Here is a 24,406-nt window from a genome sequence, read left to right on the forward strand (position 1 = left end):
AACTCAGGCAGCGATGACTGACTAACGCAACTCTTCCCGCGCTTCAACCAATACTGAAGGGCGGGCAAGGCGTTGCAGGTCGGCGGCCAACAGCTGCTGCACCAGCTCGACACAGCGTAAGAAACGTTCGTCATAATCGGCAGACTCAACATGCACGTATTCAATATTATTGCTGCGCAACATCTGCTCCAATAAGTTCTGGAAAGATTTACGGTCACGATCACTGCCAAGGCTGCGTAAACCATCGGCCACCCACGGCGTGTTGTTCTCCAGCAAAATCACCAGATCAAAGCGATATTCATCAATTAACGCTTGTACGAAGGGGTGTTCGCGCCCCTCATATTTTTTGCAGAACGCCTGCGTGGTCACAAAATCGGTATCGATAAACGCCACTTTATTGGCGTACTTCACCGCAAAATCCACGTACTGCGCCTGTCCGAGCGCGATCTTGTCATAATCTGAATATTGCAGTGCCATCTCATCGCCACCCAGATGAGAGAAAACATAATCGCGGCCATATTCCCACGCACTGGTGGTATTGAAGATATTGGCTAACTTATTGACCAACGTTGATTTACCGCTGGATTCCCCCCCGAGTATCGCCACTGTCCGGACAAAAAAGGGCTTCACTTCTGTTGGAATATAATCCCAGTAGCGGAAAGGGTCGCGGCGGATTTGGCGGCCACTGATATTCATAAATGAGCGCTGTGGGTCGATCAGAATCGTTTCGATACCTAGCTGCTCACGGTAACGCGGCGCATCCTGACTTTCACTAGAGTAAATAAAACTGGGGATAATGCCCTTTTCCGCCATAAATTTCTTAACGCCACGGCTCCATACATCCCAACCGTGCGGATAAGGCTCAATCCCATGTTCATCAAAGGAATGAATGTGGATATTTTTCTGATACTTAAAGGTTTGCAGTAACCAGCGTAGGCGGTCGCTGACGGTCGGCTGCTGTGACATCGAACTGTTTTCGAACAGTTCGCGATCTCGTGGCTCATCGTGGCACAAAATGACATGTAGTTCGTCAACCTGACTACAGGCACGTTGGATTAAAAAGATATGGCCGGTGTGGAGCGGGTAAAATTTACCAAACACCACGCCGACTTTTTTCTCGCGGCGTGGGAATTCTAGCTCAAGAAAACGGTGCAGAGCTTCAAGCTTTTGCGCACTGGGGCTTTTAATTTTGTCGTTGAGCAACTGGCTTAAATAGCCTTTCGTCATGCCGCTGGCTTCAGCGACCTGTTGTAAGGTACAACCCTTTTGCTTAATTGCGGTTTTGAGATAGTCAAACTGCAGCATGCCGCCTCCTTGTTTAGTGCGCTAAACAAAAATAACACAGTATGCTGCGAGATTGACACGACTAAATATGCCGTTACAGATCTTCTAAAACGGCGAGCGCATCGGCCAGCTTTTTCACGCCGAAAACCTGCATATTGGGCAGCGGTTTTTTAGGCATATTGGCATGAGGAACGATGGCACGCTTAAATCCATGCTTGGCTGCTTCAGAAATACGTTCCTGACCACTGGGCACCGGCCTGATTTCACCGGCCAACCCCACCTCACCGAACACCACGAGATCTTGTGGCAGTGGGCGGTCACGCAGACTGGAAACCAGCGACATCAACAAGGCCAGATCCGCACTGGTTTCAGTCACTTTCACGCCGCCGACCACATTGACGAAGACATCTTGATCCGACATCTGCAAACCACCATGGCGATGCAAAACCGCCAGTAAGATGGCTAACCGGTTTTGTTCCAGCCCCACCGCCACACGGCGCGGGTTAGACATCATGGAGTGATCCACGAGCGCTTGTATCTCAACCAAGAGCGGGCGCGTGCCTTCCCATACCACCATCACTGAGCTTCCCGCTGTGACTTCATCGCCACGGCTGAGGAAAATCGCTGATGGATTGCTGACTTCGCGCAGACCTTGTTCGGTCATGGCAAAGACACCTAACTCATTGACGGCCCCGAAACGGTTTTTATGGCTGCGCAAGGTGCGGAATCGTGAGTCACCGTCACCATCGAGCATCACCGAACAGTCGATGCAATGCTCTAATACTTTTGGCCCCGCCAGCGAGCCATCTTTGGTCACATGGCCGACCATCACAATGGCAACACCCCGTGTTTTAGCAAAACGCGTCAGGTAAGCCGCGGTTTCGCGCACTTGCGCCACACTGCCCGGTGATGATTGGATATCGGCCATGTGCATGACCTGAATGGAGTCGATCACCATCAGCCGCGGTTGTTCTTGTTCGGCAATCAGGCAGATCTGTTCGATGCTGGTTTCCGATAGCATATTCAGGCCAGCAGTGGGTAGCCCCAAGCGATGGGCGCGCATAGCCACCTGTTGCAGCGACTCTTCGCCGGTGACATACAGGGTTTTCATGTTTTCGGACAGTTTGCAGAGAGTTTGTAGCAACAGAGTACTTTTCCCCGCGCCCGGATTGCCCCCAATCAGAATGGCGCTGCCGGGTACGACACCACCGCCCAGCACCCGATCAAACTCGAGAAAGCCCGTTGAAAAACGAGGCACTTCTTCGAGGCTAATGTCCGAGAGTTTTTGGACTCGACTCACCCCTGCATCACCCGCATAGCCGGTAAAACGTTCAGTACGGGATGACGATGAGGCCGCCGCCAACCGAATTTCGGTAATGGTGTTCCAAGCATTACATGCGCTGCACTGCCCTTGCCAGCGCGGATAATCCGCCCCGCATTCATTACAGACAAATGCCCGTTTCGGCGCTTTAGCCACGATTCACCTCAATCAAATAAAAAACGTCCCGCAAACGCGTCCCGATAAACTGACTCTCGTCAGTGATTCGGGTAAGTGAGCGCCGCTAACAACGCTGTCGTGCCAAGGGCCAAAGGGAATCCCAAAGACATTGGTGCTACAGCTAGGCAGCCAGCAAACGCATCCCGATGAGCTGACACTCGTCAGTGATTCGGGTAAGTGAGCGCCGCTAACAACGCTGTCGCGCCAAGGGCCAAAGGGAATCCCAAAGACATTGGTGCTACAGCTAGGCAGCCAGCAAACGCGTCCCGATGAGCTGACTCTCGTCAGTGATTCGGGCAAGTGAGCGCCGCTAACAACGCTGTCGCGCCAAGGGCGCAGGGATTAGCGCTCCTCGTGCTTCAAACTCCCTGTCAAAATACAAAGCACACTCATTAGGTCACCATGCCTGATCGCCACTTTCGCTTTAGCGTAAACTTTCGGTTTGGCGTGAAATGCCAGACCTAACCCTGCGGCTTGCATCATTTTTAGGTCATTGGCGCCGTCGCCTATTGCGACGGTCTGCGCCACGGGGATATTCAATTTTTCGGCCAGTTTTAGCAGGGTGTCGGCTTTATATTGTGCATCAACGATTGGTCCAAGTACCTTGCCTGTCAGCTTGCCATCTTTGATCTCAAGTTCGTTGGCTGCGACTTCTACCAGTCGTAATTTGTCGCGCAGGTATTCGGCATAATAGGTAAAGCCGCCAGAGGCAATCGCCACATGCCAATCCAGCGCTTGGAGCTTGCGCACTAGGCTAGTCAAACCCGGCATTAAAGGCAGTTCGTCGCGGACTTGTTTGAGAATATTGGCATCGGCCCCTTTGAGGGTCGCGACTCGCTGGCGCAGGCTAGCGGCGAAATCCAGCTCACCTTGCATGGCGCGTTCAGTGACCGCCGCAACTTCTTCACCCACCCCTGCCAGTTTGGCGATTTCATCGATACATTCTATTTGGATGGCGGTAGAGTCCATGTCCATGACGAGTAAACCAGGGGTACGTAAATGGGGGATAGCACCCAATGGCGCAACATCCAGGCCACTTTCATCCGCCAGCGTTTTAATGCGTGGTGTTAGGCTACCTGCAAGGCGGATCACCTGATAATCATCCACACACCAAGCAGACACAATCACCATTGCCGCACCTAACTGGCGTTGGAAATGGGTAATACGCTTTTTATCTAGCTTCCTACCGTACAACAGCCAACCCGTGTGACCAGCACGATAATCCAGCGGCATGACTTCATCACCACTGAGTGAAAGTGGCAGACCCGGCCATTGGTAGATCTCCGAAGGAAGATCACAATAGGTCAGACTATTAGACATGAAAAACTCCTGTAGAAAACCAGACTCAGCAAGATAAACCCTGTCGCTTTCGCGTTTGTGTCAGGCCGCCATTGCGCCAACACCGCCCACCTATCGCCGACGGGCGTTCAATCCCATAGTATCGTGAAAGATGAAGGGTAAAACAACGCATCAAGCTATCCTATCGCGCTGGCTTCTGGCAACATAAAGTCACCGAATTCGGCAAGGAACCTGCATGGCCAAGGCTAAATTAAAATTTCGACTGCATCGCACCGCTATTGTCCTGATTTGTCTGGCATTGTTAGTTTTGCTTATGCAAGGTGCATCCTATTTCAGCCTCAGTCACCAACTAGCGCGTTCGGAACAAGTTGAAGAACTGGCCAAAACGTTGGCAAAACAAGTCACTTTCAGCCTATCGCCCATTATGGACAGCGGTGATGATGATATCGATAGCCAAAAAGTCGATGCGGTACTTCAGCAGTTGACACAATCTAGCCGCATCTTGGATGCCAGTGTTTATCAGATTGACGGTACGCTCGTGGCCGCTGCTGGTGAAAACGTCAAAGTCCGTGATCGGCTGGCTTTAGATGGTAAACGCCCCGGCAGTTATTTCAATCACCAGATTGTCGAGCTGATTCCCGGCAAGAGCGGGCCAAGTGGATTTTTGCGGATGACGCTAGATACCCATGTTTTGGCGACAGAATCCAAGCAAGTGGACAATACCACCAACTTACTGCGCCTGATGATACTGGTCGCGCTCGCTGTGGGTATCATTCTGGCCCGAACCTTACTGCAAGGCCGCCGCAGCCGCTGGCAGCAATCACCTTATCTGCTGACCGCGAATACGCCAGTAAAAGAAGACGATGGTGAAGATGATGTGCCAAAGTCAGACCCAAAATCTGACGAAAAATAGTGCTGTGCTGATGTGACAGGATAATGGCTATTCATCGTCATCGTTTCGCGACTCAATAATACGTAATGAGCTTAAAATATCTGCATCAGCTTTATTTATTTTAATTTTCAGTGTGTCATAAACATCTTCGCGTCGATCGACAGTAATAACAGTGATAACAATACTGAATTCACCGCTCGGTGTTTCGGTAACCTGATAGATTAATCGATAGCCATCACTGCGTAGCTTGATTTTGTAGCACCGCTCAATACCAGATAACTTATGTTTCTGTGGTTTAAGCGCCTCAAGAGACTGAGCTCGTTTTTTCAACTTTTTCTTAAAACTATTTCTGACTTTAGCGTCAAGAGCATCCCACTCTTTTTTGGCGCTTTTCTTAAATTTTAGCTGCGGCTTGAAATCATTCCCTGACAATTACAGATCCTCCCACTTAACCTCGACTTCTTCCTCATTGAGACGGTTCTTAACAAGGAGTGCTAGTTCTCGATCTTCAATAAGATCAAGCATTGCTGCATATAACTCAGCAGGTACGCAGTAAAATGCAGGCTTACTATGATTTAGTATCGCAACAGGACGGCCGCCGGCAGATTGCATTGTGGCTGTTGGATTTCTTTTTAGTTCGCTAATAGACGCAGAGCGATCAGCAAGAATGGTAGTAGCCATATTTAAGACCTCAAAAAAGACCATATTTAAGCCCCTATTTTAGCTCTCTATATAGAAATTTGGCAACCATAAATGTGCAGTAAATGAAGACACTAACAAGTTGTAAGACGCGCGGCTAAGAGACTATGAATAGGAAAGTGAATAGAAAGGTGAATAGAAAAAACAGAGAACGTATCATCCTAATATTAGGATAAATAAGAATTTTTAACTTTAGAAACGATTTTCATGAATAGATTCAGCAGCAGATTAGACTGCTGCTGAATAGCAAACGAGGAATGAATATTAAGCTCTGTCACCTAACAACACTGACTCTAATGCAATCTCAATCATGTCATTGAAGGTGGTTTGACGTTCAGCGGCAGTGGTTTGCTCGCCGGTACGAATATGGTCAGAAACGGTACAGATAGTCAGGGCTTTTGCACCGAACTCAGCCGCCACACCATAGATACCTGCGGCTTCCATTTCCACGCCGAGGATGCCGTATTTCTCCATAACATCAAACATTTGTGGGTCTGGCGTATAGAATAGATCCGCAGAGAAGATATTGCCGACACGCACATCGATACCTTTCGCTTTGGCGGCATCAACAGCGTTGCGGGTCATTTCGAAATCAGCAATCGCCGCGTAATCATGATCTTTAAAACGCATACGGTTAACTTTAGAGTCGGTGCACGCGCCCATGCCGATAACCACGTCACGCAGTTTAACGTCAGCACGTACCGCACCACAGGAACCAACACGGATAATTTTCTTCACGCCGAAATCAGTGATCAACTCTTTCGCGTAAATGGAGCAAGATGGGATACCCATACCATGGCCCATCACTGAAATTTTGCGGCCTTTATAAGTACCGGTAAAACCTAACATGCCGCGCACGTCGTTGACTTGCTTCACATCCTGTAGGAAGGTTTCTGCGATAAACTTCGCACGCAGCGGATCCCCTGGCATCAATACAACGTCAGCGAAATCACCCATTTCAGCATTAATATGTGGCGTTGCCATAATTTCTTTCCTTAAAAATCAGATAAATAAAATTTTTATCACCGAATTCCCCTGTTATTCCGACAAGACAATTCAGCCAAAAACGCTCAATGAAAAAAAACAGCCCGACAGAAACCGAGCACGGCCTCATTTCAGCATCGCGCTCGGCTCAACGTCCTGCTTAGAGCATGTTTTTACCGTAATCCATTGGTGACAAATCAAAATAACTCGCCACTGTCTGCCCAATATCGGCAAAGGTTTCACGGTGACCCAATGATCCCGGTTTTACTTTCGGGCCATAGACTAGGACCGGAATGTGCTCACGAGTATGATCGGTGCCCGGCCAAGTAGGGTCACAGCCATGGTCAGCAGTCAGGATCAGAATGTCATCTTCTTTCACCAGTGCCATCAGTTCTGGCAAGCGGCGATCAAACAGTTCCAGCGCGGCGGCATAACCTGCCACATCACGACGGTGACCATAAGATGAGTCAAAATCAACAAAGTTGGTGAACACGATGGTGTTATCACCCGCTTTTTTCATCTCTTCAATGGTCGCATCAAACAGTGCATCGAGACCCGTGGCCTTCACTTTATGTGTGATGCCAACATGGGCGTAAATATCAGCGATTTTACCGATAGAAACCACTTCGCCACTTTTCTCGTCCACCAGCTTTTTCAGCATGGTCGGCGCTGGCGGTTCAACAGCCAGATCGTGGCGATTGCCAGTGCGTTGGAAGTGACCCGGCTTATCGCCAATAAATGGACGCGCAATCACGCGGCCAATATTGTAGCCACCTTCGGTCAGCTCTTCGCGGGCGATTTCACAGAGTTCGTACAGGCGATCGAGGCCAAATGTTTCTTCATGGCAAGCAATCTGGAACACGGAGTCAGCAGAAGTATAGAAAATCGGTTTACCGGTTTTCATGTGTTCTTCACCCAGTTGATCGAGGATCACCGTACCGCTTGAATGGCAGTTCCCCAGATAGCCGGGTAAGTTGGCGCGTTTGACCAGTTTATCCAGTAATTCCGGTGGAAAGCTGTTTTCTACATCACTGAAGTAGCCCCAGTCGAACAGGACAGGTACACCGGCAATTTCCCAGTGGCCTGATGGTGTGTCTTTACCAGAGGATAATTCGCTGGCGTAGCCATAAGCACCAATGATGTCAGCGTTCTTATCTAACCCGACAGGGAATTTTCCGGTCGATTCTTCAGCGGCTTTTCCCAATCCTAAACGGCTCAGGTTCGGCAAGGTCAGTGGGCCACTACGACCAACATTGGCTTCACCACGGGCGCAAGCCTCGGCGATGTGGCCCAGTGTATCCGCCCCTTCGTCACCAAATTTTTTAGCATCAGCGCTCGCACCAATACCAAATGAGTCTAATACCATAATAAATGTACGTTTCATGCTTCTCTCCTACTGCGATTCACCCGCTTGGCGGGGATCATCAAAATGGGGCGTTTATTCAGTGATACGGCGATAGATCACCGGTGTTTCTTCCGGCGCTTTGTCACCCAACGTGATGGCCTTGCGCACAGCATCTGCTGCCTGCTGCCAATCGTCTTCGTTATTGGCATGAATCACGGCTAAGGGAAGTTGACCGTCAACATGGGTGCCCAAACGGACCATATCGGTTAAACCAACGCTGTAATCAATCGGATCGGATGCACGACGACGGCCACCGCCAAGGGCAACCACCGACATGCCTAATGCGCGTGTATCCATGGCAGTGATAATACCAGGCCGCTCAGCAAAGACGGGCTTACTCAGCATGGCAACCGGTAAATAGCTGTCGTAGCGTTCGACGAAATCACTCGGGCCTTTTTGTGCCGCCACCATGCGGCCAAAGACATCTGCCGCTTTCCCGTTATCTAGCACGGCTTGCAGCTTGGCTCGGGCCTCCGCTTCATCTTGTGCCAAGCCACCGGATAGCAGCATCTCAACACACAGCGCCATGGTGACTTCCAACAAGCGCGGGTTACGATATTCACCGGTGAGGAATCGCACGGCTTCGCGCACTTCAACGCCATTACCGGCGCTGGAAGCCAATACCTGATTCATGTCGGTTAATAGCGCGGTGGTTTTGCAGCCAGCGCCGTTCGCGACACCGACTATCGCCTGCGCCAAATCAGCAGACAACTGATAAGTCGGCATAAAAGCACCCGAACCGACTTTAACATCCATCACCAGCGCATCTAAACCTTCCGCCAGTTTCTTAGCGAGAATAGAAGCGGTAATCAGTGGGATAGAGTCAACCGTTGCGGTGATATCACGGGTGGCATAGAAGCGTTTATCCGCCGGTGCCAACGAGCTGGTTTGGCCAATAATCGCCACACCAACATCCTGAATGATTTTGCGAAAAGCACTATCATCGGGAAAAATATCAAAACCGGGAATGGCTTCCAGCTTATCTAACGTTCCACCTGTATGTCCCAAGCCACGGCCGGAAATCATCGGCACATAGCCGCCACACGCGGCCACCATCGGGCCAAGCATCAGTGATGTCACATCGCCGACGCCACCGGTGGAATGTTTATCCACAATCGGGCCATTGAGATTCAGGCTCTTCCAGTCCAGCACAGTGCCAGAATCACGCATTGCCATGGTGAGCGCCACACGTTCAGGCATGCTCATATCATGGAAATAAATGGTCATTGCCAAAGCAGCAATCTGCCCTTCGGACACCACGTTATCGCGAATCCCATTGATAAAGAAGCGGATCTCTTCTTCGCTCAGTGGCTGACCATCACGTTTTTTACGAATAATTTCTTGTGCGAGAAACAAGGCATCCCCCTGTTTATGGAATAAAAGCCGCACTGCGCGCAAATTAGCCCACAGTGCATCAACTGCGTTCGATTAACCGCTAAATACAAATCAGCGCGGCAGTTAGTAGCCGCTGCTTTTGTTGTCGCTCTGATGACCCAACGTGGTGAGCAAGCTGGCGAGCAAACTGGACGCGCCAAAGCGGAAGTGGCGAGCATCGGCCCAACCTTCTCCCATCAATTGATCGGCCAATTGGAGGAATTGAGCGGCATCTTCAGCAGTGCGTACCCCACCTGCTGGCTTGAATCCCACGGTTTTGCCCACACCTAAATCGCGAATGACGCGTATCATAATGTCGGCACTTTCCAGTGTGGCATTTACCGGGACTTTACCGGTGGAAGTCTTGATAAAATCAGCACCCGCTTTGATAGCAATTTCAGAGGCTTGGCGAATTAAATGCTCTTGCTTTAACTCACCCGTTTCAATAATAACTTTCAATAAGACATTCGCGGCAGCACAGGCTTCTTTGCACTGTTTCACTAATTCGAAACCGATCTTATCGTTCCCCGCCATTAAAGCGCGATAAGGGAAAACCACATCCACTTCATCAGCACCATAAGCGATAGCAGCACGGGTTTCGGCCAGCGCAATGGCGATATCGTCATGACCATGAGGGAAGTTGGTTACCGTCGCGATACGAATTTCAGGCGTACCTTGTTCACGCAATGTTTTACGCGCAATAGGAATAAAGCGAGGATAAATACAGATTGCCGCAGTATTACCGGCAGGACTTTTTGCCTGATGACACAACGCGATCACTTTATCATCGGTGTCATCATCATTCAGAGTGGTTAAATCCATCAAACTCAGCGCGCGTTTGGCATAATCATTAAGATTCGCGCAGGCGGTTAAATCGGTCATAAAACTCTCCAACACTCTTTCAGCCTCGGCACCTTGCCGTCACTGAGCATTTATTTATGAGCGAGCCAAGAAACGATTTCTGTTTCTCTGGTGATTAAAAACGCGCTACAGAAGGCGATATTACGACCGTCAGTGCGAACACAGACAATGCAGAAATAGCGCTAATGAGACCGTTCTAGCTCAACACGTTGGCGAGCGGACTTGGTTCCTTGAAGATAGCCCCACGGGTAAGCCCTTGGTTGCAATTGAGATCCATCTCACCGCAATACTTACCTGACTTGAAATGTGCGCGGCAACCGCGTTTTCAGTCAAAAATACATCATGCTATTTGAACACATTGTCGGCACATGAGATGCGCCACAACTCACATTAATTAACAGAAAATTGTAACGCGCCGATATTATATGTGATTAAAGTCACAAAATAACCTCATTTATAAGGTTTCGACAGTATTATGCCCACTCGCTTCAAGAATAGCTTATGGGTGGGAATACGCCTGAAAAACAGCGCTGCTCAACGTCAAGGGTATCGCGGGTTTGAGTGCAGAATGCGCACCCGTGCTAGGGGTTTGCGTCTAAACAACAAACCCCGAGATGAGAATGATCGCGAAGAATCAGAGTGCGAGGAAGAAGCCCGCAATAGTGGCACTCATCAGGTTCGAGAGTGTGCCTGCGGCCACGGCTTTCAAACCAAACCGCGCGATATCATGGCGGCGATTAGGTGCCATGCTGCCTAAACCACCCAGTAAAATGGCGACCGACGACAAGTTGGCAAAACCACAAAGGGCGAAGGAAATAATCGCTTTTGAGTGTTCAGAAATAACCTGTAAACCAGCAGCTTTAACTAATTCCTCTGACTGAAGATATTGGCCGAAATTCATAAATGCCACGAATTCGTTGACGATGATTTTCTGACCAATAAACGAGCCAGCCACCATCGCTTCACTCCAAGGAATGCCAATCAGGTAAGCGATAGGTGAGAACACCCAACCGAGAATCAGCTCTAGCGAGAGTTGCGGATAGTCGAACCAACCGCCAATTCCACCCAAAATACCATTGAGCAATGCAATCAAAGCAATAAATGCCAGCAACATTGCGCCGACATTCAGTGCCAGTTGCAGGCCGGAAGCAGCGCCGGATGCCGCAGCATCAATCACGTTCGCGGGGCGGTCATCTTCTGCAATCAAAGTGGTGGCATCAACTTTGTCATGGGTTTTCTCCGTTTCCGGCACCATCAACTTAGCAAAAAGCAACCCGCCAGGCGCCGCCATAAAGGAGGCGGCGATCAGGTACTCCAGCGGCACCCCCATCTGCGCGTAGCCTGCCAAAACGGAACCGGCAACGGAGGCTAAACCGCCACACATTACCGCAAACAGTTCGGATTGCGTCATGGTGGCAATATAAGGGCGCACGACCAAAGGGGCTTCCGTTTGCCCAACAAAGATATTGGCTGTCGCGGAAAGAGATTCAGTACGAGAAGTGCCGAGCAGCTTTTGTAAGCCGCCGCCTAACACCTTGATCACCAATTGCATCACGCCGAGATAATACAAAACAGCGATCAATGAGGAGAAGAAGACAATCACCGGCAGTACACGCAGAGCGAAGACAAACCCGCCCCCGCCAAAGACTTCAAACATTTTGTCGGAAACTAAACCGCCAAACATAAATGAAATCCCGTCATTACCGTATGCGATAACGTTCGCAACGCCTTCAGACATTCCCCCTAAGATACTGCGCCCCAGCGGTACATATAATACCAACGCGCCTATTCCTACCTGAAGAATAAATGCCCCCACTACAGTGCGGATATTAATCGCCCTAAAATTACTTGAAAGAAGTACGGCTATTAATATCAGTACTGCCATTCCGACCAAACTAATAAGCATGCTGATAATCCTGTTAATGATTTGTATTGAAAAAATATGGGTGGATTATACCGACATGCGTCAACCATCAAACAATCCCTGTCACAAATAAACACAACTAAAAGCAACGGTAAGACTGTAAATGTGACAATAGTCACGGAAAGTAACTCAATAAAAGAATAACACGCTAACTATTCCCGTAACTTACCGAGATCGTTCAATGTGTTATCCCGTGGATTTAGGCGGGAGGTAACTGAAATAAGCGCTGACTATTCGCCAGCAGATGAGCGGCTATCTCTTGCGGCGCTTCTGAACGCAATTCGCACAATGCGGCAAATACCTGCGCTGCGCGTTCGGGCCGATTGGGTTGCCCTTGAAAACCGGCAAGTGGCATATCGGGTGCATCGGTTTCTAGCAGTAACGCAGAAAGGGGTAATGCCGCCATTACACGGCGCGTTTTCTGCGCGCGATCATAGGTGATTGTTCCCCCGACGCCAATAGCATAACCCAAGCGAACGAATGCTTGTGCTTGGGCCAAACTGCCCGCAAAACCATGTACCACGCCAGTACGCGGCAAGGCGACTTTGCGTAACGCAGCCGCCAACTGATCATGGGAACGTCGAGAATGTAAAATTACCGGAAGATCATGCTGTTTCGCCAGCCTGAGCTGAGCCTGTAATAGTGCCAATTGGCGTGGCAACTGTGGCTCATCCATATAGAGATCTAAGCCAATCTCCCCCACCGCTACCAGCTTTTCAGGTTGACTCGCCAGCAGCGAGGCGAGCGTCGCCAAATCAGCGTCCTGATGGTCTGCAATATAGAGCGGGTGCATACCGAGTGCGGCGAATAGCGGGGGATAACGCTCAGCCAACGCCAAAACACGAGGGAAATAAGCCGCACTCACAGCAGGCACAATGAGCTGCCTGACATTGGCTTGAGCGGCGCTTGCTAAACTGGCCACTTCCTCGCCACTGAACGGTGGAAAGTCAAAGTGACAGTGGGTATCAACAAAATAGGGGATCTCGAAAGCAGCGGGGACCTGCACCATTACGCTGTCCCCCCTTTGGTATTATCCACGTCCAACGGCAAAATAATCTCACCTACCAATGGCGTTTTTTTGCCTTTACTGAGCGCGGTGGTTGGCACAATTAAACCACTGCCTGTCACGGCCATTTGAGCCGGAAGCGGTTGATTTGCCCCAGCAACTGCGTCAACTGGCCTAATCATGTCGGGTGTTTGAGTGATATCAAATGAAGCATCATCGCCATCCAACCACTCGGCCCCATCATCAAGCAGGTTAAGATCTTTTGGCTGATTCATGTCTTGTGGTTGAATCATGCGACGAGAAAGCGGGATCGTGGTTTTATCGCTCGCCGATTCATCTGAACTCTCCGTATCACGCGGCAAAAGCCAATGCCCGACTGTCGCCAAGAAGTAACGACCGCACCGACGACCTAAATGATAATCTTGGTTTAATGCCGCAACACGGCTGCCCAGCGCATTACTGGCCAGGGGCTTCGGCGGAAATATCTCAAAAACACGCAAGTCACCCGGCGGTTTTTCAATAAATTGCTGGATACGATGATAGCTCTGTTCATGCTGCTGCATAATTCGCACCAGTTGTTGCAGGCTACTTTCACTGAGTAGGTGTTCCATCCGCTTCATCCATTGCGGCGTATAGTACGCCTGCGAAGGAACAGTACGGATGACCACAATAGTATCCGCCCCACGTCGATAAGCCTCCTCCACCGGAATCGCATCACTGATGCCGCCATCCAGATAGCTTATTCCATCTAAATCAACGCCCTGTCGATATAAACCAGGTATGGCACTGGAGGCTTTTAACGCGGGTAACCAACTTTCACGGGTTGGGGAGATATAAGTCGGTTCGAAATCATCACTGCGACAGGCACACATTAAGAATTCGCGGCCATTAATAAGATGCTGCTCAGCGTGATCCATGGCCAATGGCAACTGTTGCGCGGTGATATCCACCAGCCAGTCGAGATCAATTAAATGCCCGCCACGTACAAAACGTAACGGATTAAAAAAATCTGCAGTGGTGGTGTAACGGGTAATGACACGGCGAGCGTAACCGGGTTGGCCGCAAATAAAAGCAGAGAGATTTTGTGCGCCAGCAGACGTGCCGATCATCAGATCAAAAGGGTTAAAGCGGGCACGTTGAAACTCATCCAGCACACCGGCTGTAAAAATTCCCCGCTGCCCGCCCCCTTCACAGACCAACGCCATTTTGCCGGGTTGGTATGGTTTATAGGCGAGTGGCTCAATATTACCGAGCGTGATAGGTATTCTGTATCCCACCATCCATCCTTAATTAGGCTACAACAGGCGTCGAGGATACCCCTTCTTCACCTTTGCTGTAACCCTCTCGCCACACTAAAGGCGCTTACGTCCTGTAAACAAACTGATGAGGAAGAGGACAATACCGACGACAAAGACGACTTTCGCGGCCCAAGCTGCCGTACCGGCTAGCCCACCAAAACCTAATGCCGCAGCGATTAACGCTATAACCAGAAAGATAATTCCCCAGCGAAACATAAGCTTCTCCTTACCGTTTTAAAAAAATATTCCGTGGGTTTATCGATAACCCACGAAATACCCGTCAATCGGATAACAATTAAGGCTTGATGCTCAGATCATTTTTGACGCTTTTTACGCCATCAACGGCTTTAGCAATACTCTCAGCACGTTCGGCCTGGGCTTTATTCTCAACATTACCTGTCAGTAACACGACGCCATCGGTCGTTTCGACACTGACGTTACGTGACGGGACAATGTCATCTGCCAGTAATTTGGCCTTAATGGAGCTGGTTGTTGCTGCATCGCCAGCATATTCACTGACTGATTGCGATTTCTGATCTTTTACATGCAGCTTATCGCTGACGGATTTAACGCCTTCGACGTTTCCGGCAATTTCTACCGCAGTTTCTGCTTCTGCTTGGGAAGTGACGAAACCACTTAATGTCACGACACCGTGGTTAGTTTCAACGGAGATATCCGTGCTTTTGAGGGATTTCTCTTCCAGCAAGGCACTTTTCACTTTTGCTGTGGCCGCGCTATCCCCCATGTAATTATCGACTTTTTTCATGGAGCTATCGATTTTGGCACCGGCACTGTCCACAGCGTTGGAAGTTTTATTTAGCATCGTGTCTTCAGCTAACACACTACCGCTGATAAGTGCAGAACCTAAAACAACAGCCATCACTGAACGGGCAAATTTTGTGTTTTTCATCGATTTCTTCCTTTCTTGTTTTGAATCCCAAACTGGATAAGTACCCCAATTCACAGATTCTAATGCCACCTCAGATGGGTAGCCATTTGGTGAATACTTTACGATTACTGCAGGTTGAACGCCCCAAAGAGAATGCGATTCAATCCTGCGCGTAGTTATAAAGATAGAGCATCTCAGAAGAAACACAGTCGGAATCGGCCTAAAGGAAGATTTTTATGATTAAGTCAGAGTTATCTTAAGGAAAGAATTGTGAGGGAAATTAATGAATCGGGGTACGGTGTACCCCGATGGAATGCGGCTTGCGGCGTGATTAATGCTCGCGTGTTTTACGGAAACGTACTTCTGGGTAACGCTCTTGCGTAATATTGAGATTAACCATCGTTGGGGCGATATAGCTCAAATTATCACCGCCGTCCAAGGCGAGGTTCACTTCATTCTTACGCTTAAATTCTTCGAATTTTTTCACATCATCACATTCAACCCAACGTGCGGTTGAGACATTAACAGACTCATACACCGCTTCCACGTTGTATTCACTTTTCAGCCTTGATGACACCACTTCAAACTGCAGAATACCGACCGCACCCACAATCAAATCGTTGTTGATTAACGGACGGAACACCTGCACTGCGCCCTCTTCTGACAACTGAACCAACCCTTTCAGCAGTTGCTTTTGCTTCAATGGATCACGCAGACGAATACGGCGGAACAATTCAGGGGCGAAGTTCGGAATACCGGTGAACTTCATATCTTCACCTTGGGTGAAGGTATCGCCAATTTGAATCGTGCCATGGTTGTGCAAGCCGATAATGTCACCGGCATAGGCCTCTTCGATGTGAGAGCGGTCACCGGCCATAAAGGTCAGTGCATCGGAAATGACCACATCTTTCTTGGTACGCACCTGACGCAGTTTCATGCCTTTCTCATAGCGGCCTGAAACAACACGCATAAAGGCAACACGGTCACGGTGCTTCGGATCCATGTTAGCTTGAATCTTGAATACGAAACCGGTGAATTTCTCTTCAGCCGCAACCACTTCACGGGTATCCGTTTTACGTGGCATCGGGGCGGGCGCCCATTCAACTAAACCGTCTAGCATATGGTCGACACCAAAGTTACCCAGCGCCGTACCAAAGAACACCGGAGTCAGGTCGCCTGACAAGAAAGCTTCATGGTCAAATTCATGAGAAGCGCCTTGAACCAGTTCCAGCTCTTGGCGGAACTGTTTAGCTAAGTCTTCACCTACAGCCACATCCAGATCGGGGTTATTTAACCCTTTAATGATGCGCACTTCCTGAATGGTGTGACCTTTACCGGTCTGATACAGGTAAGTTTCGTCTTTATAAAGATGGTAAACACCTTTAAACGATTTACCGCAACTGATTGGCCAAGTGATGGGTGAACAGGCAATTTTCAGTTCACGTTCAACTTCATCCAGCACTTCCATTGGATCACGAATATCACGGTCCAATTTGTTCATGAACGTCAGAATCGGCGTATCACGTAAGCGGGTGACTTCCATCAATTTGCGCGTCCGGTCTTCTACCCCTTTCGCCGCATCAATCACCATTAAACAACAGTCGACAGCGGTCAACGTGCGATAGGTATCTTCGGAGAAGTCCTCATGCCCTGGGGTATCAAGCAGATTAACCAGACAATTGCCGTACGGAAACTGCATCACAGAAGTCGTGATAGAGATACCGCGCTGCTTTTCCATTTCCATCCAGTCAGATTTGGCGTGATGGCTTGAACCTCGCCCTTTTACCGTACCGGCAGTCTGGATTGCGTGTCCGAACAGCAACACTTTTTCGGTAATAGTGGTTTTACCGGCATCGGGGTGGGAAATGATCGCGAAGGTACGTCTTTTCGCAACTTCCAGTGCGTATTCACTTGGAGACATAGTTTGAAATTTCTACTTTTAGGCCGCCCTGCTCTGGGCCGTACATCCTATTGGTGTCACGGTCAGGCAAAGCAAGGCATTGATTAGGGCGCTATACCCTGCTTACTGGGGGTATAAAGGTTATAGCGCGGTATTTTCCCTGATTTATGCGCGATAGACAATTTTTTCAGGGGAGATTATCGGTAAAACTGAGCTACCCCAGTGGTAACGCCATCATGATGGCATCTTCACGCCCATTGACGCTGGGGTAATAGTTGCGACGTACCGAAACCTCGTTAAAGCCTAAGCTCTCGTACAGGGCAATTGCTCCCGCGTTTGAAGCTCGGACTTCAAGCCAAAGCGTGACTATTTCACGTGATTCCAACTGCGCAATCAGATGTTCAAGCAGTAAACGGCCATAGCCCCGACGCTGATGCTGGGGGTCAATAGCAATATTAAATAATGTGGCTTCATCCAACACCGTTTGGGTAATCGCGAAGCCCACCATTTGCTGCTCAATACTCAATTTAAAATTGAGGTAACGCTCACCCTGATTGCTGACTAAGGTTTTTTCCGACCACGGGAAAGCATGGCTGGCTTGCTCAATTTGGTACGCTGTGGCCAGATCGGCTGGCGTCAGGATAGAAATCTGCTTCATGATGACAAATCTGCTGCCAAAGTGCGCGTTTCGCGCTTGCGTCTTGATAAAGTCCAGCCAATGGCGGACTGTGTAACTGTGCACCAGCAACCGCGAGCGGTTCACTGATGCCCAATCGCCAACTATTGCACTGTGTCTCTGCCGGCAACATGGCGACTTGATCCGGCGTTAAGGCATAAGCCTGACGGGGGGTCAGCCCTAAGCTGCGCAACACATCACATAACAATGGATCATCCTGCTCTGGGAGCGTCTGCGCCACGATCAACAAACGAGTCCCCTCGGGGAGGCGAACAGCAATTTCACCCTGCAAGACGGCCGGGCGGCGCAATGTCCACTGCGTAATGCCAAGCTGTTGTAACAACAAGTCTCGTCTTGATGCCATGCCATTTCCTGTCAGAGCGACCCGATTTTCGACGCTATGCTAGCAAACCCATCGAACATGCGCCAACAAACCTCTATAATCCCCGATCATATTATTGAGGAGCCAAAGACTGATGTCAGCATTAACCCCAGCCAGTGAAGTGATACTGCGCCATAGTGATGAATTTTTAGCCCGCCACGTGTTGTTTGCCGGTGATTTGCAAGATGCGCTGCCTGCGCAGTTTGAAGCCGCTGGCGTACGGGTTCACTCCAATCAATATCACCACTGGCAATTACTGAGCAATACGCTGGAAGAGAATGTGCAATTCGGGCTTTTGGCGACACCTGAACTCGTTGCGACCTGTGACACGCTGGTTTATTACTGGCCCAAGAGCAAACAGGAAGCGCAATTCCAACTGGCCAATCTGCTTTCCTTACTACCTGTGGGTGCCGATATTTTTGTCGTCGGTGAAAATCGCAGTGGTGTGCGCAGCGCAGAAGAAATGCTGTCAGATTTCGCCCAGTTGACCAAAATTGATAGTGCGCGCCGTTGTGGGTTGTACCATGGTCGCTTAGATACCCAGCCAGAATTTAATGCCGATGACTGGTGGGAAAGCTATCAGGTCGATGACGTGACGGTGAAAACCTTACCAGGCGTGTTTAGCCGTGATTCATTGGATTCAGGTAGCCACTTGCTGCTGTCCACATTCAGCGAGCCCTTTAAAGGCAGTGTGCTGGATGTCGGTTGTGGTGCTGGTGTATTGGCCTCTGTATTGGCGCAACAATCACCAAAAATTAAGTGGACGCTGAGTGATGTCTCTGCTGCCGCGATTGAGGCGAGCCGAGCAACACTGGCGGCAAATCATATCGAAGCGCAAGTCATCGCCAGTAATGTCTACTCTGACATTAAAGGCCGTTTCGAGATGATTATTTCGAATCCGCCGTTCCATGATGGTATTCAAACCAGCCTAACGGCGGCTGAAATGCTGATTCGTGGTGCCACCGCTCACCTGCATATGGGCGGTAAATTACGTATCGTGGCGAACGCCTTCCTGCCTTATCCTGCGCTGCTGGATGCCGCTTTTGGCAGCCATGAAGTGCTGGCGCAGAATGGTCGCTTTAAAGTGTATCAAGCAACCGTTGGTCGCCCGCCACGAGACGCAAAGAAAAAACGTTAAATTTAAGCGTTGAGATGCGCCATCCCTTCCACGCCGTAGCGTTCACCTGCTGCGGCATGGAACGGGAAGACCGCCTTTAGCGCCGCTAACTCTTGTGGGCTGAGCACAACCTCTAATGCCGCCAAATTCTCTTCCAAATAGGTACGGCGTTTGGTGCCTGGAATCGGCACGATATGCTCCCCTTGTGCCAAGACCCACGCCAAGGCCAATTGCGACGGCTTAACACCTTTCTCACGCGCCATGGTTGTCACGGTATCGACCAATGCCAGATTCAGTGCAAAGTTATCGCCCTGAAAACGTGGGTTATGGCGGCGGAAATCATCAGCAGCCAAATCATCTGGGCTGCGAATCGCACCAGTGAGGAAACCGCGTCCTAATGGGCTGTAGGCCACAAAACCCACACCTAAACGCTCACAAGTTGCCAAGACCGATGCTTCAGCATCTCGTGTCCACAGTGAGTATTCACTCTGGACAGCGGTAATCGGGTGCACTTGATGGGCTTTCTCCAGTGTGGCTGCCGACACTTCACTCAAACCGATGTAACGGATTTTACCGGCAGTGACTAAATCAGCCAATGTGCCAATCACCTCTTCAACCGGCACAGTTGGATCACCGCGATGCTGGTAATAAAGGTCAATCACCTCGACGCCCAAACGTTTCAAGCTGCCATCAACAGACTGGCGAATATAGTCAGGGCGACTGCTCACACCCCGTACAGTGGGATCATTTGGGTCACGTACAATACCGAACTTGGTGGCTAAAAAGACCTGATCTCGCTTGCCTTTGATTGCCCGCCCAACAAGTTCTTCATTGGTGAACGGGCCATACATATCAGCGGTATCAAGCATTGTTACGCCCAACTCCAGCGCCCGATGCAAAGTGGCGATAGACTCGGTAACATCCTGATTAGTGGAGTAAAAATCACTCATCCCCATGCAGCCAAGGCCGAGTGCAGAGACAGTTGGGCCATTCGAACCTAATTGACGTTGTTGCATTGTGATATTCCCCGTTCCCGTTAGTGTTGCCGCAATTGAATGTTGCCGCAATTGGTGATGTCGGAAGAAAGTGTGGTTGTTTCGCAGAGAAAGATAAATAATGCAGATCGCTCAGCACTATTCCAAAAACACCAACAATAGGCGGCTCATCTTGGATCAAATACAAGCCATGCGGATTTTTGTGCGTATCGTTGAGTTGGGCAGCTTTAGCCGTGCAGCAGAAAAGCTGCAATTACCGCGCGCCACGGTCAGTAATACGTTGAGGCGCTTAGAACAACGTCTCGGCGTTCGTTTACTGGTTCGCACCACCCGCCAAGTGAATATCACAGCCGAAGGCACGCTGTATTATCAGCGCTGCCAGCAATTGCTGACGGCGTTTGAGGAAGCGGATTCCCTTTTTAGTCACCAGCGGCTACAGCCTGAAGGGAAAGTACGGATTGATATGCCCCATTCGCTGGCGCGCAATGTTGTGATTCCGGCATTGAGTGACTTTTATCAACGTTATCCCCATATCACTCTGGTGTTAGGGGCCAATGACAGCACAATTGATTTGATGCGCGAAGGTGTGGATTGCGTATTGCGGGCGTGGTTACCCCATGACGAACAATTAGCGGCACGCAATATCGGTCAGCAGCCGCAAATAACCTGCGCCTCACCGGCTTACTTGGAAAAATTCGGTATACCAACTTCACTGGCGGATTTGTCTAATCATCAAGCGGTGGGCTATTTTTCACCGCAAACCCAGCGTGATTATCCGCTGGAATTTACCCATCAAGGGAAAGTAGAAACGCGAGTATTGCCCAGCATCTTGAGTGTCAATGGCGCAGATGCATATATCGCCGCTGGCGTGGCAGGTTTAGGGCTGATTCAGGTACCAACGCCGGGTATCCAGTGCCATTTAGCCCAAGGGGAATTAATTGAGGTACTCCCTCATTGCCCTCCTCCCGCAATGCCACTGTTTATTATGTTCCCGCAGGGGCGCTTTCTAGCCCCTAGAGTTAGAGTACTTATCGATTGGTTGATCGCGCTATTTGCCCATTATCCTCCCCCGCCAAATGAGTTGCCTTAACAGGCGCTGCATCAGGGACAAAATGAAAAACACGTCACAAATCAAATCAATTGAACTGCATGTGATGCTTTTTACAGCAAACGTCTAGCTCCGGGGAAATAAGTATTGACCTGTACGTGAAAAGCTCTAGAATTCGCCCCCGTGGTTGCATCAAAAAGTCATGTTTCCGGTACGCGATGGTGGCGGAATTGGTAGACGCGCTAGCTTCAGGTGTTAGTGTTCTTACGGACGTGAGGGTTCAAGTCCCTCCCTTCGCACCAAACAGACTTTTCTTCAGCCATGTTGATTTCAATTAGATTGTTCTCGACAACCCGCAGTACAGATTTATATTGCACAGCACATGCGATGGTGGCGGAATTGGTAGACGCGCTAGCTTCAGGTGTTAGTGTTCTTACGGACGTGAGGGTTCAAGTCCCTCCCTTCGCACCAAGCTGGTGATATAAATCAACCATATCCTGCGACTTAACGTTAGCGGATAAGCAGTAAGAAATCATTTGGGCGATGGTGGCGGAATTGGTAGACGCGCTAGCTTCAGGTGTTAGTGTTCTTACGGACGTGAGGGTTCAAGTCCCTCCCTTCGCACCACGATGATTTCAAAACCTCGGTAATGCCTCCCCCAGATACACCCCACTCTTGAATTATCTATCGCCAAAAACCAAACATCTTATTAGCTGTTAGTGCATGCAGGTCGTGAATGTAGGTGGATACTTAATGTCCGTGATACTTAATGTCCGTGGATAATTAATGTATGCCATTGTGCATCAATATTGCCGCTATCCCCCCCAAGAGCGCCAAGCAAGAGGGCAGTAACAGAAAATGCCGCAACCGAGTGTGATACAACATACTCACTGTCGCTAGCATCGCCAGCACTATCACTATTCGTAATTGACCGATGGTGATATCTGCCCACGCCAGCAGCGGTAACAACACGAAGGGCAGCAATATCCCCCAACCACTGGACATGCCACGGCTCAAAAACCCACGGACTTCCCACGAACGGTAAGCAGCCAATCTGGTTGTATTCATGATAACGGCCCACTCAAGTGATAATGATAACCAATATCATATATCACTCTTTCGCATCCTGCACCATGAAGTTGTCTTCAGCTAGCGTAATGGGGCTTTTCAAAGAAACATCATGATGACAGGTGGAAACAAAAATGGTAATTTTGACTAAGATTATTCCTAAATCGACACAAAAAGATTCAATAAAAAATAATTACCTAGAAAAACTATTTATCGTGATGCCTAAATAATAAGGCTTCATGAGGATATTGTTTATTTGTCTACCGACAGCAAGACATTACGCAGAGTGAATTGATTATGAATAGCCACTCCTACGATCAGCTTCTGAAAAGCAAGCATCGCCTCTCTTTACTGCTTTTTCTATTTCTGAATGCGTCGTCAGCTATTTTTAGTATGATATTACCGTCACCCAAAACACCGGCAATAACATTACCAATAGTGATGATCACGGCGATCAGTCTGGGCACTATCGCTTATTTGATTTTAATTTCGAAAAAATATGCTGATAAATTGAATTATTTTTCAATTGTCCTCGGTGTGTTATGGGCTTGGCAAATCATTCTAAAATATGAATATCTGGGGACGAATGAAAATAATTACTTATTATTCAGTTTATTTACCATTTTCTTTATCAGCACTATTGCACTCTCCGATAACTTTATCGCCTTTTGCCTGCACACTGCACCAGCGACGTTAGCCGTTATTTTCTTAGATGATTTTCAAAATATCTTCCGCATTCTATTCACTATTATGCTGCCACTGATTGGCTTTTCTCTTCATCATTTGATGTCACGCCGCAGCGATGATTTTACGCGAAAACTCGTTGCGCACCTTTACAATGAAAGAGAAAAATTCAGTGATTTGAGCATGATAGACCCTCTTACTAGTTTATATAACCGCCGTGGGTTGGAGAACAAACTTGAAACACTGCTCGCGCAATCGCCGGGGAATCACTATGTGCTGTTGCTCGATATCGATCATTTTAAGGCCTATAACGATAACTATGGTCACACTATGGGCGATCAAGCGCTGGTGCGGGTTGCGGCGGCGATTCGTGACGCCGTACGTTCACGGGATATCGTCGTGCGCTATGGTGGTGAAGAGTTTTTAGTGCTGCTGACACATGTCAGTGAAGAGTATGCCAGCCAACTGGCCGAGCGTGTAAGACAACGGGTATTAGGACTTGATATTCCACATGTTTTTAACCACAAAGTGTCTACGACTGTCACATTAAGTGCGGGAATATCCCCACTGCAAGCCTACGATTTAGCCTCTTCACTTAAAGCCGCGGATGAAGCACTTTACCGCGCTAAGAAAGATGGTCGCAACAAAGTCGAATTTGCGGGCAAAGAATTCTCAAATGCTGAGCCCTCACCCTGATAAAATAACTGAGCTTCATGCTCAGTTATTTTTTACCGCCAATCGCAGAGATTAATACTGAGATTTTATCTTTCACTCTGATGTAATTATTAAGCTGTGACATAACATGGACAGAAAATAAATTATTGGATTATCTGTTGGCAGTTAACACTTATTTAAGAGAATCATACTAATCTTACATCTCAGATAATTCGCTCTCTAATGATAGAGAATCTATTAATCCCATTTCAATACCACTCTCTCCCTCAGAAAAATCATTCTTCTACCGCCAAATCAGATCTTGAATGAAATTCATGTTCAGGGAACAATAATGATAATCAATATCCTTTGAATGTTAGGTCGTTGCCTGCTATGGACTGATAAATTTATGATTAGTGATGCCATACACTACTTTCATCAAACAAAGGATAGCGAGAATGGGCTATCT

At 48.9% G+C, this 24,406-nt stretch carries 23 protein-coding genes and 3 tRNA genes; 7 read left to right on the forward strand and 19 right to left on the reverse strand.

The window, feature by feature from the left end; all coding sequences use genetic code 11:
- Window positions 1–21 precede the first annotated feature (21 nt).
- The 3 genes from nadR to serB form a co-directional block, all read right to left on the reverse strand.
- Complete coding sequence (gene nadR / locus BN68_RS10730) at window positions 22–1,305, reverse strand: multifunctional transcriptional regulator/nicotinamide-nucleotide adenylyltransferase/ribosylnicotinamide kinase NadR (RefSeq protein WP_019211169.1); 1,284 nt, start codon at window positions 1,303–1,305, stop codon at window positions 22–24.
- A gap of 73 nt (window positions 1,306–1,378) precedes the next feature.
- Entirely contained in the window at window positions 1,379–2,761 is a 1,383-nt protein-coding gene (gene radA, locus BN68_RS10735; RefSeq protein WP_019211170.1) for a DNA repair protein RadA, read from the reverse strand.
- 363 nt (window positions 2,762–3,124) lie between these two features.
- Window positions 3,125–4,102 (reverse strand): phosphoserine phosphatase, encoded by a 978-nt coding sequence (serB, locus tag BN68_RS10740; RefSeq protein ID WP_019211171.1) that lies wholly within the window; start codon window positions 4,100–4,102, stop codon window positions 3,125–3,127.
- 214 nt (window positions 4,103–4,316) lie between these two features.
- Between serB and BN68_RS10745 the strand changes: the two genes are divergently transcribed.
- Window positions 4,317–4,994, forward strand: coding sequence for a YtjB family periplasmic protein (locus BN68_RS10745; protein WP_019211172.1), 678 nt, complete (start codon window positions 4,317–4,319; stop codon window positions 4,992–4,994).
- A 27-nt stretch (window positions 4,995–5,021) separates the two neighbouring features.
- Here the strand turns inward: BN68_RS10745 and BN68_RS10750 are convergent, their stop codons facing one another.
- From BN68_RS10750 to BN68_RS10810, 14 genes are all read right to left on the reverse strand, one after another.
- Window positions 5,022–5,405, reverse strand: coding sequence for a type II toxin-antitoxin system RelE family toxin (locus tag BN68_RS10750; RefSeq protein WP_019211173.1), 384 nt, complete (start codon window positions 5,403–5,405; stop codon window positions 5,022–5,024).
- Entirely contained in the window at window positions 5,406–5,654 is a 249-nt protein-coding gene (locus BN68_RS10755; protein WP_042806703.1) for a type II toxin-antitoxin system Phd/YefM family antitoxin, read from the reverse strand.
- 282 nt (window positions 5,655–5,936) lie between these two features.
- Complete coding sequence (deoD, locus tag BN68_RS10760) at window positions 5,937–6,656, reverse strand: purine-nucleoside phosphorylase (RefSeq protein WP_019211175.1); 720 nt, start codon at window positions 6,654–6,656, stop codon at window positions 5,937–5,939.
- A 160-nt stretch (window positions 6,657–6,816) separates the two neighbouring features.
- A complete protein-coding gene (deoB, locus tag BN68_RS10765; RefSeq protein ID WP_019211176.1) occupies window positions 6,817–8,040 on the reverse strand; it encodes a phosphopentomutase in 1,224 nt (407 codons plus the stop codon).
- A gap of 54 nt (window positions 8,041–8,094) precedes the next feature.
- On the reverse strand, window positions 8,095–9,417 hold the full coding sequence (gene deoA / locus BN68_RS10770; RefSeq protein ID WP_042806637.1) for a thymidine phosphorylase: 1,323 nt from the start codon (window positions 9,415–9,417) through the stop codon (window positions 8,095–8,097).
- 102 nt (window positions 9,418–9,519) lie between these two features.
- Entirely contained in the window at window positions 9,520–10,317 is a 798-nt protein-coding gene (gene deoC / locus BN68_RS10775; RefSeq protein WP_019211178.1) for a deoxyribose-phosphate aldolase, read from the reverse strand.
- Window positions 10,318–10,930: 613 nt separating this feature from the next.
- Window positions 10,931–12,202, reverse strand: coding sequence for a NupC/NupG family nucleoside CNT transporter (locus tag BN68_RS10780; protein WP_019211179.1), 1,272 nt, complete (start codon window positions 12,200–12,202; stop codon window positions 10,931–10,933).
- Window positions 12,203–12,419: 217 nt separating this feature from the next.
- A complete protein-coding gene (locus tag BN68_RS10785; protein WP_019211180.1) occupies window positions 12,420–13,229 on the reverse strand; it encodes a TatD family hydrolase in 810 nt (269 codons plus the stop codon).
- Complete coding sequence (locus tag BN68_RS10790; RefSeq protein ID WP_019211181.1) at window positions 13,229–14,506, reverse strand: patatin-like phospholipase family protein; 1,278 nt, start codon at window positions 14,504–14,506, stop codon at window positions 13,229–13,231. Before BN68_RS10790 ends, BN68_RS10785 begins: the two co-directional genes overlap by 1 nt.
- A gap of 72 nt (window positions 14,507–14,578) precedes the next feature.
- The gene (locus BN68_RS23320; protein WP_004701908.1) at window positions 14,579–14,740 is read right to left on the reverse strand and encodes a DUF1328 domain-containing protein; all 162 of its coding nucleotides are present in this window, start codon (window positions 14,738–14,740) and stop codon (window positions 14,579–14,581) included.
- A gap of 79 nt (window positions 14,741–14,819) precedes the next feature.
- Entirely contained in the window at window positions 14,820–15,434 is a 615-nt protein-coding gene (gene osmY / locus BN68_RS10795; protein ID WP_019211182.1) for a molecular chaperone OsmY, read from the reverse strand.
- A gap of 310 nt (window positions 15,435–15,744) precedes the next feature.
- Window positions 15,745–17,334: a peptide chain release factor 3 gene (gene prfC, locus BN68_RS10800; RefSeq protein ID WP_019211183.1), complete on the reverse strand. Its 1,590-nt coding sequence runs from the start codon at window positions 17,332–17,334 to the stop codon at window positions 15,745–15,747.
- A 193-nt stretch (window positions 17,335–17,527) separates the two neighbouring features.
- Entirely contained in the window at window positions 17,528–17,971 is a 444-nt protein-coding gene (gene rimI / locus BN68_RS10805) for a ribosomal protein S18-alanine N-acetyltransferase (protein ID WP_019211184.1), read from the reverse strand.
- Complete coding sequence (locus BN68_RS10810) at window positions 17,916–18,353, reverse strand: DNA polymerase III subunit psi (protein ID WP_019211185.1); 438 nt, start codon at window positions 18,351–18,353, stop codon at window positions 17,916–17,918. Before BN68_RS10810 ends, rimI begins: the two co-directional genes overlap by 56 nt.
- Before the next feature lie 112 nt (window positions 18,354–18,465).
- On the opposite strand from BN68_RS10810, the gene rsmC reads away from it, so the two are divergent.
- On the forward strand, window positions 18,466–19,509 hold the full coding sequence (gene rsmC / locus BN68_RS10815; protein ID WP_019211186.1) for a 16S rRNA (guanine(1207)-N(2))-methyltransferase RsmC: 1,044 nt from the start codon (window positions 18,466–18,468) through the stop codon (window positions 19,507–19,509).
- A gap of 2 nt (window positions 19,510–19,511) precedes the next feature.
- On the opposite strand, the gene BN68_RS10820 is transcribed toward rsmC, so the two are convergent.
- Window positions 19,512–20,504: an aldo/keto reductase gene (locus tag BN68_RS10820; protein ID WP_019211187.1), complete on the reverse strand. Its 993-nt coding sequence runs from the start codon at window positions 20,502–20,504 to the stop codon at window positions 19,512–19,514.
- Window positions 20,505–20,655: 151 nt separating this feature from the next.
- On the opposite strand from BN68_RS10820, the gene BN68_RS10825 reads away from it, so the two are divergent.
- From BN68_RS10825 to BN68_RS10840, 4 genes are all read left to right on the forward strand, one after another.
- A complete protein-coding gene (locus BN68_RS10825; protein WP_042806704.1) occupies window positions 20,656–21,573 on the forward strand; it encodes a LysR family transcriptional regulator in 918 nt (305 codons plus the stop codon).
- Window positions 21,574–21,746: 173 nt separating this feature from the next.
- Window positions 21,747–21,833: transfer RNA gene (locus BN68_RS10830), tRNA-Leu, on the forward strand.
- Between the two features lie 82 nt (window positions 21,834–21,915).
- Window positions 21,916–22,002, forward strand: a tRNA-Leu gene (locus BN68_RS10835).
- 69 nt (window positions 22,003–22,071) lie between these two features.
- A tRNA-Leu gene (locus BN68_RS10840) sits at window positions 22,072–22,158 on the forward strand.
- 156 nt (window positions 22,159–22,314) lie between these two features.
- On the opposite strand, the gene BN68_RS10845 is transcribed toward BN68_RS10840, so the two are convergent.
- Window positions 22,315–22,599: a DUF1435 family protein gene (locus tag BN68_RS10845; RefSeq protein ID WP_019211189.1), complete on the reverse strand. Its 285-nt coding sequence runs from the start codon at window positions 22,597–22,599 to the stop codon at window positions 22,315–22,317.
- Window positions 22,600–22,896: 297 nt separating this feature from the next.
- Here BN68_RS10845 and BN68_RS10850 point away from each other — a divergent pair, with 297 nt between their 5' ends.
- Entirely contained in the window at window positions 22,897–23,979 is a 1,083-nt protein-coding gene (locus BN68_RS10850) for a GGDEF domain-containing protein (protein WP_042806639.1), read from the forward strand.
- Window positions 23,980–24,406 lie beyond the last annotated feature (427 nt).

Origin of the sequence: Yersinia massiliensis CCUG 53443 (assembly GCF_000312485.1) — a bacterium.
GTDB classification, from domain to species: Bacteria; Pseudomonadota; Gammaproteobacteria; order Enterobacterales; family Enterobacteriaceae; genus Yersinia; species Yersinia massiliensis.

Bases quoted from the DNA above. Each gene is read 5' to 3' on its own strand.
- deoD (WP_019211175.1), bottom strand. From the start codon at position 6,656: ATGGCAACGCCACATATTAATGCTGAAATGGGTGATTTCGCTGACGTT.
- deoC (WP_019211178.1), bottom strand. From the start codon at position 10,317: ATGACCGATTTAACCGCCTGCGCGAATCTTAATGATTATGCCAAACGC.
- BN68_RS10785 (WP_019211180.1), bottom strand. From the start codon at position 13,229: ATGGTGCAGGTCCCCGCTGCTTTCGAGATCCCCTATTTTGTTGATACC.
- BN68_RS10810 (WP_019211185.1), bottom strand. From the start codon at position 18,353: ATGGCATCAAGACGAGACTTGTTGTTACAACAGCTTGGCATTACGCAG.
- osmY (WP_019211182.1), bottom strand. From the start codon at position 15,434: ATGAAAAACACAAAATTTGCCCGTTCAGTGATGGCTGTTGTTTTAGGT.
- BN68_RS10790 (WP_019211181.1), bottom strand. From the start codon at position 14,506: ATGGTGGGATACAGAATACCTATCACGCTCGGTAATATTGAGCCACTC.
- rimI (WP_019211184.1), bottom strand. From the start codon at position 17,971: ATGAAGCAGATTTCTATCCTGACGCCAGCCGATCTGGCCACAGCGTAC.
- nadR (WP_019211169.1), bottom strand. From the start codon at position 1,305: ATGCTGCAGTTTGACTATCTCAAAACCGCAATTAAGCAAAAGGGTTGT.
- BN68_RS10780 (WP_019211179.1), bottom strand. From the start codon at position 12,202: ATGCTTATTAGTTTGGTCGGAATGGCAGTACTGATATTAATAGCCGTA.
- BN68_RS10850 (WP_042806639.1), top strand. From the start codon at position 22,897: ATGAATAGCCACTCCTACGATCAGCTTCTGAAAAGCAAGCATCGCCTC.
- BN68_RS10755 (WP_042806703.1), bottom strand. From the start codon at position 5,654: ATGGCTACTACCATTCTTGCTGATCGCTCTGCGTCTATTAGCGAACTA.
- deoB (WP_019211176.1), bottom strand. From the start codon at position 8,040: ATGAAACGTACATTTATTATGGTATTAGACTCATTTGGTATTGGTGCG.
- BN68_RS10745 (WP_019211172.1), top strand. From the start codon at position 4,317: ATGGCCAAGGCTAAATTAAAATTTCGACTGCATCGCACCGCTATTGTC.
- BN68_RS10845 (WP_019211189.1), bottom strand. From the start codon at position 22,599: ATGAATACAACCAGATTGGCTGCTTACCGTTCGTGGGAAGTCCGTGGG.
- rsmC (WP_019211186.1), top strand. From the start codon at position 18,466: ATGTCAGCATTAACCCCAGCCAGTGAAGTGATACTGCGCCATAGTGAT.
- serB (WP_019211171.1), bottom strand. From the start codon at position 4,102: ATGTCTAATAGTCTGACCTATTGTGATCTTCCTTCGGAGATCTACCAA.
- prfC (WP_019211183.1), bottom strand. From the start codon at position 17,334: ATGTCTCCAAGTGAATACGCACTGGAAGTTGCGAAAAGACGTACCTTC.
- BN68_RS23320 (WP_004701908.1), bottom strand. From the start codon at position 14,740: ATGTTTCGCTGGGGAATTATCTTTCTGGTTATAGCGTTAATCGCTGCG.
- BN68_RS10820 (WP_019211187.1), bottom strand. From the start codon at position 20,504: ATGCAACAACGTCAATTAGGTTCGAATGGCCCAACTGTCTCTGCACTC.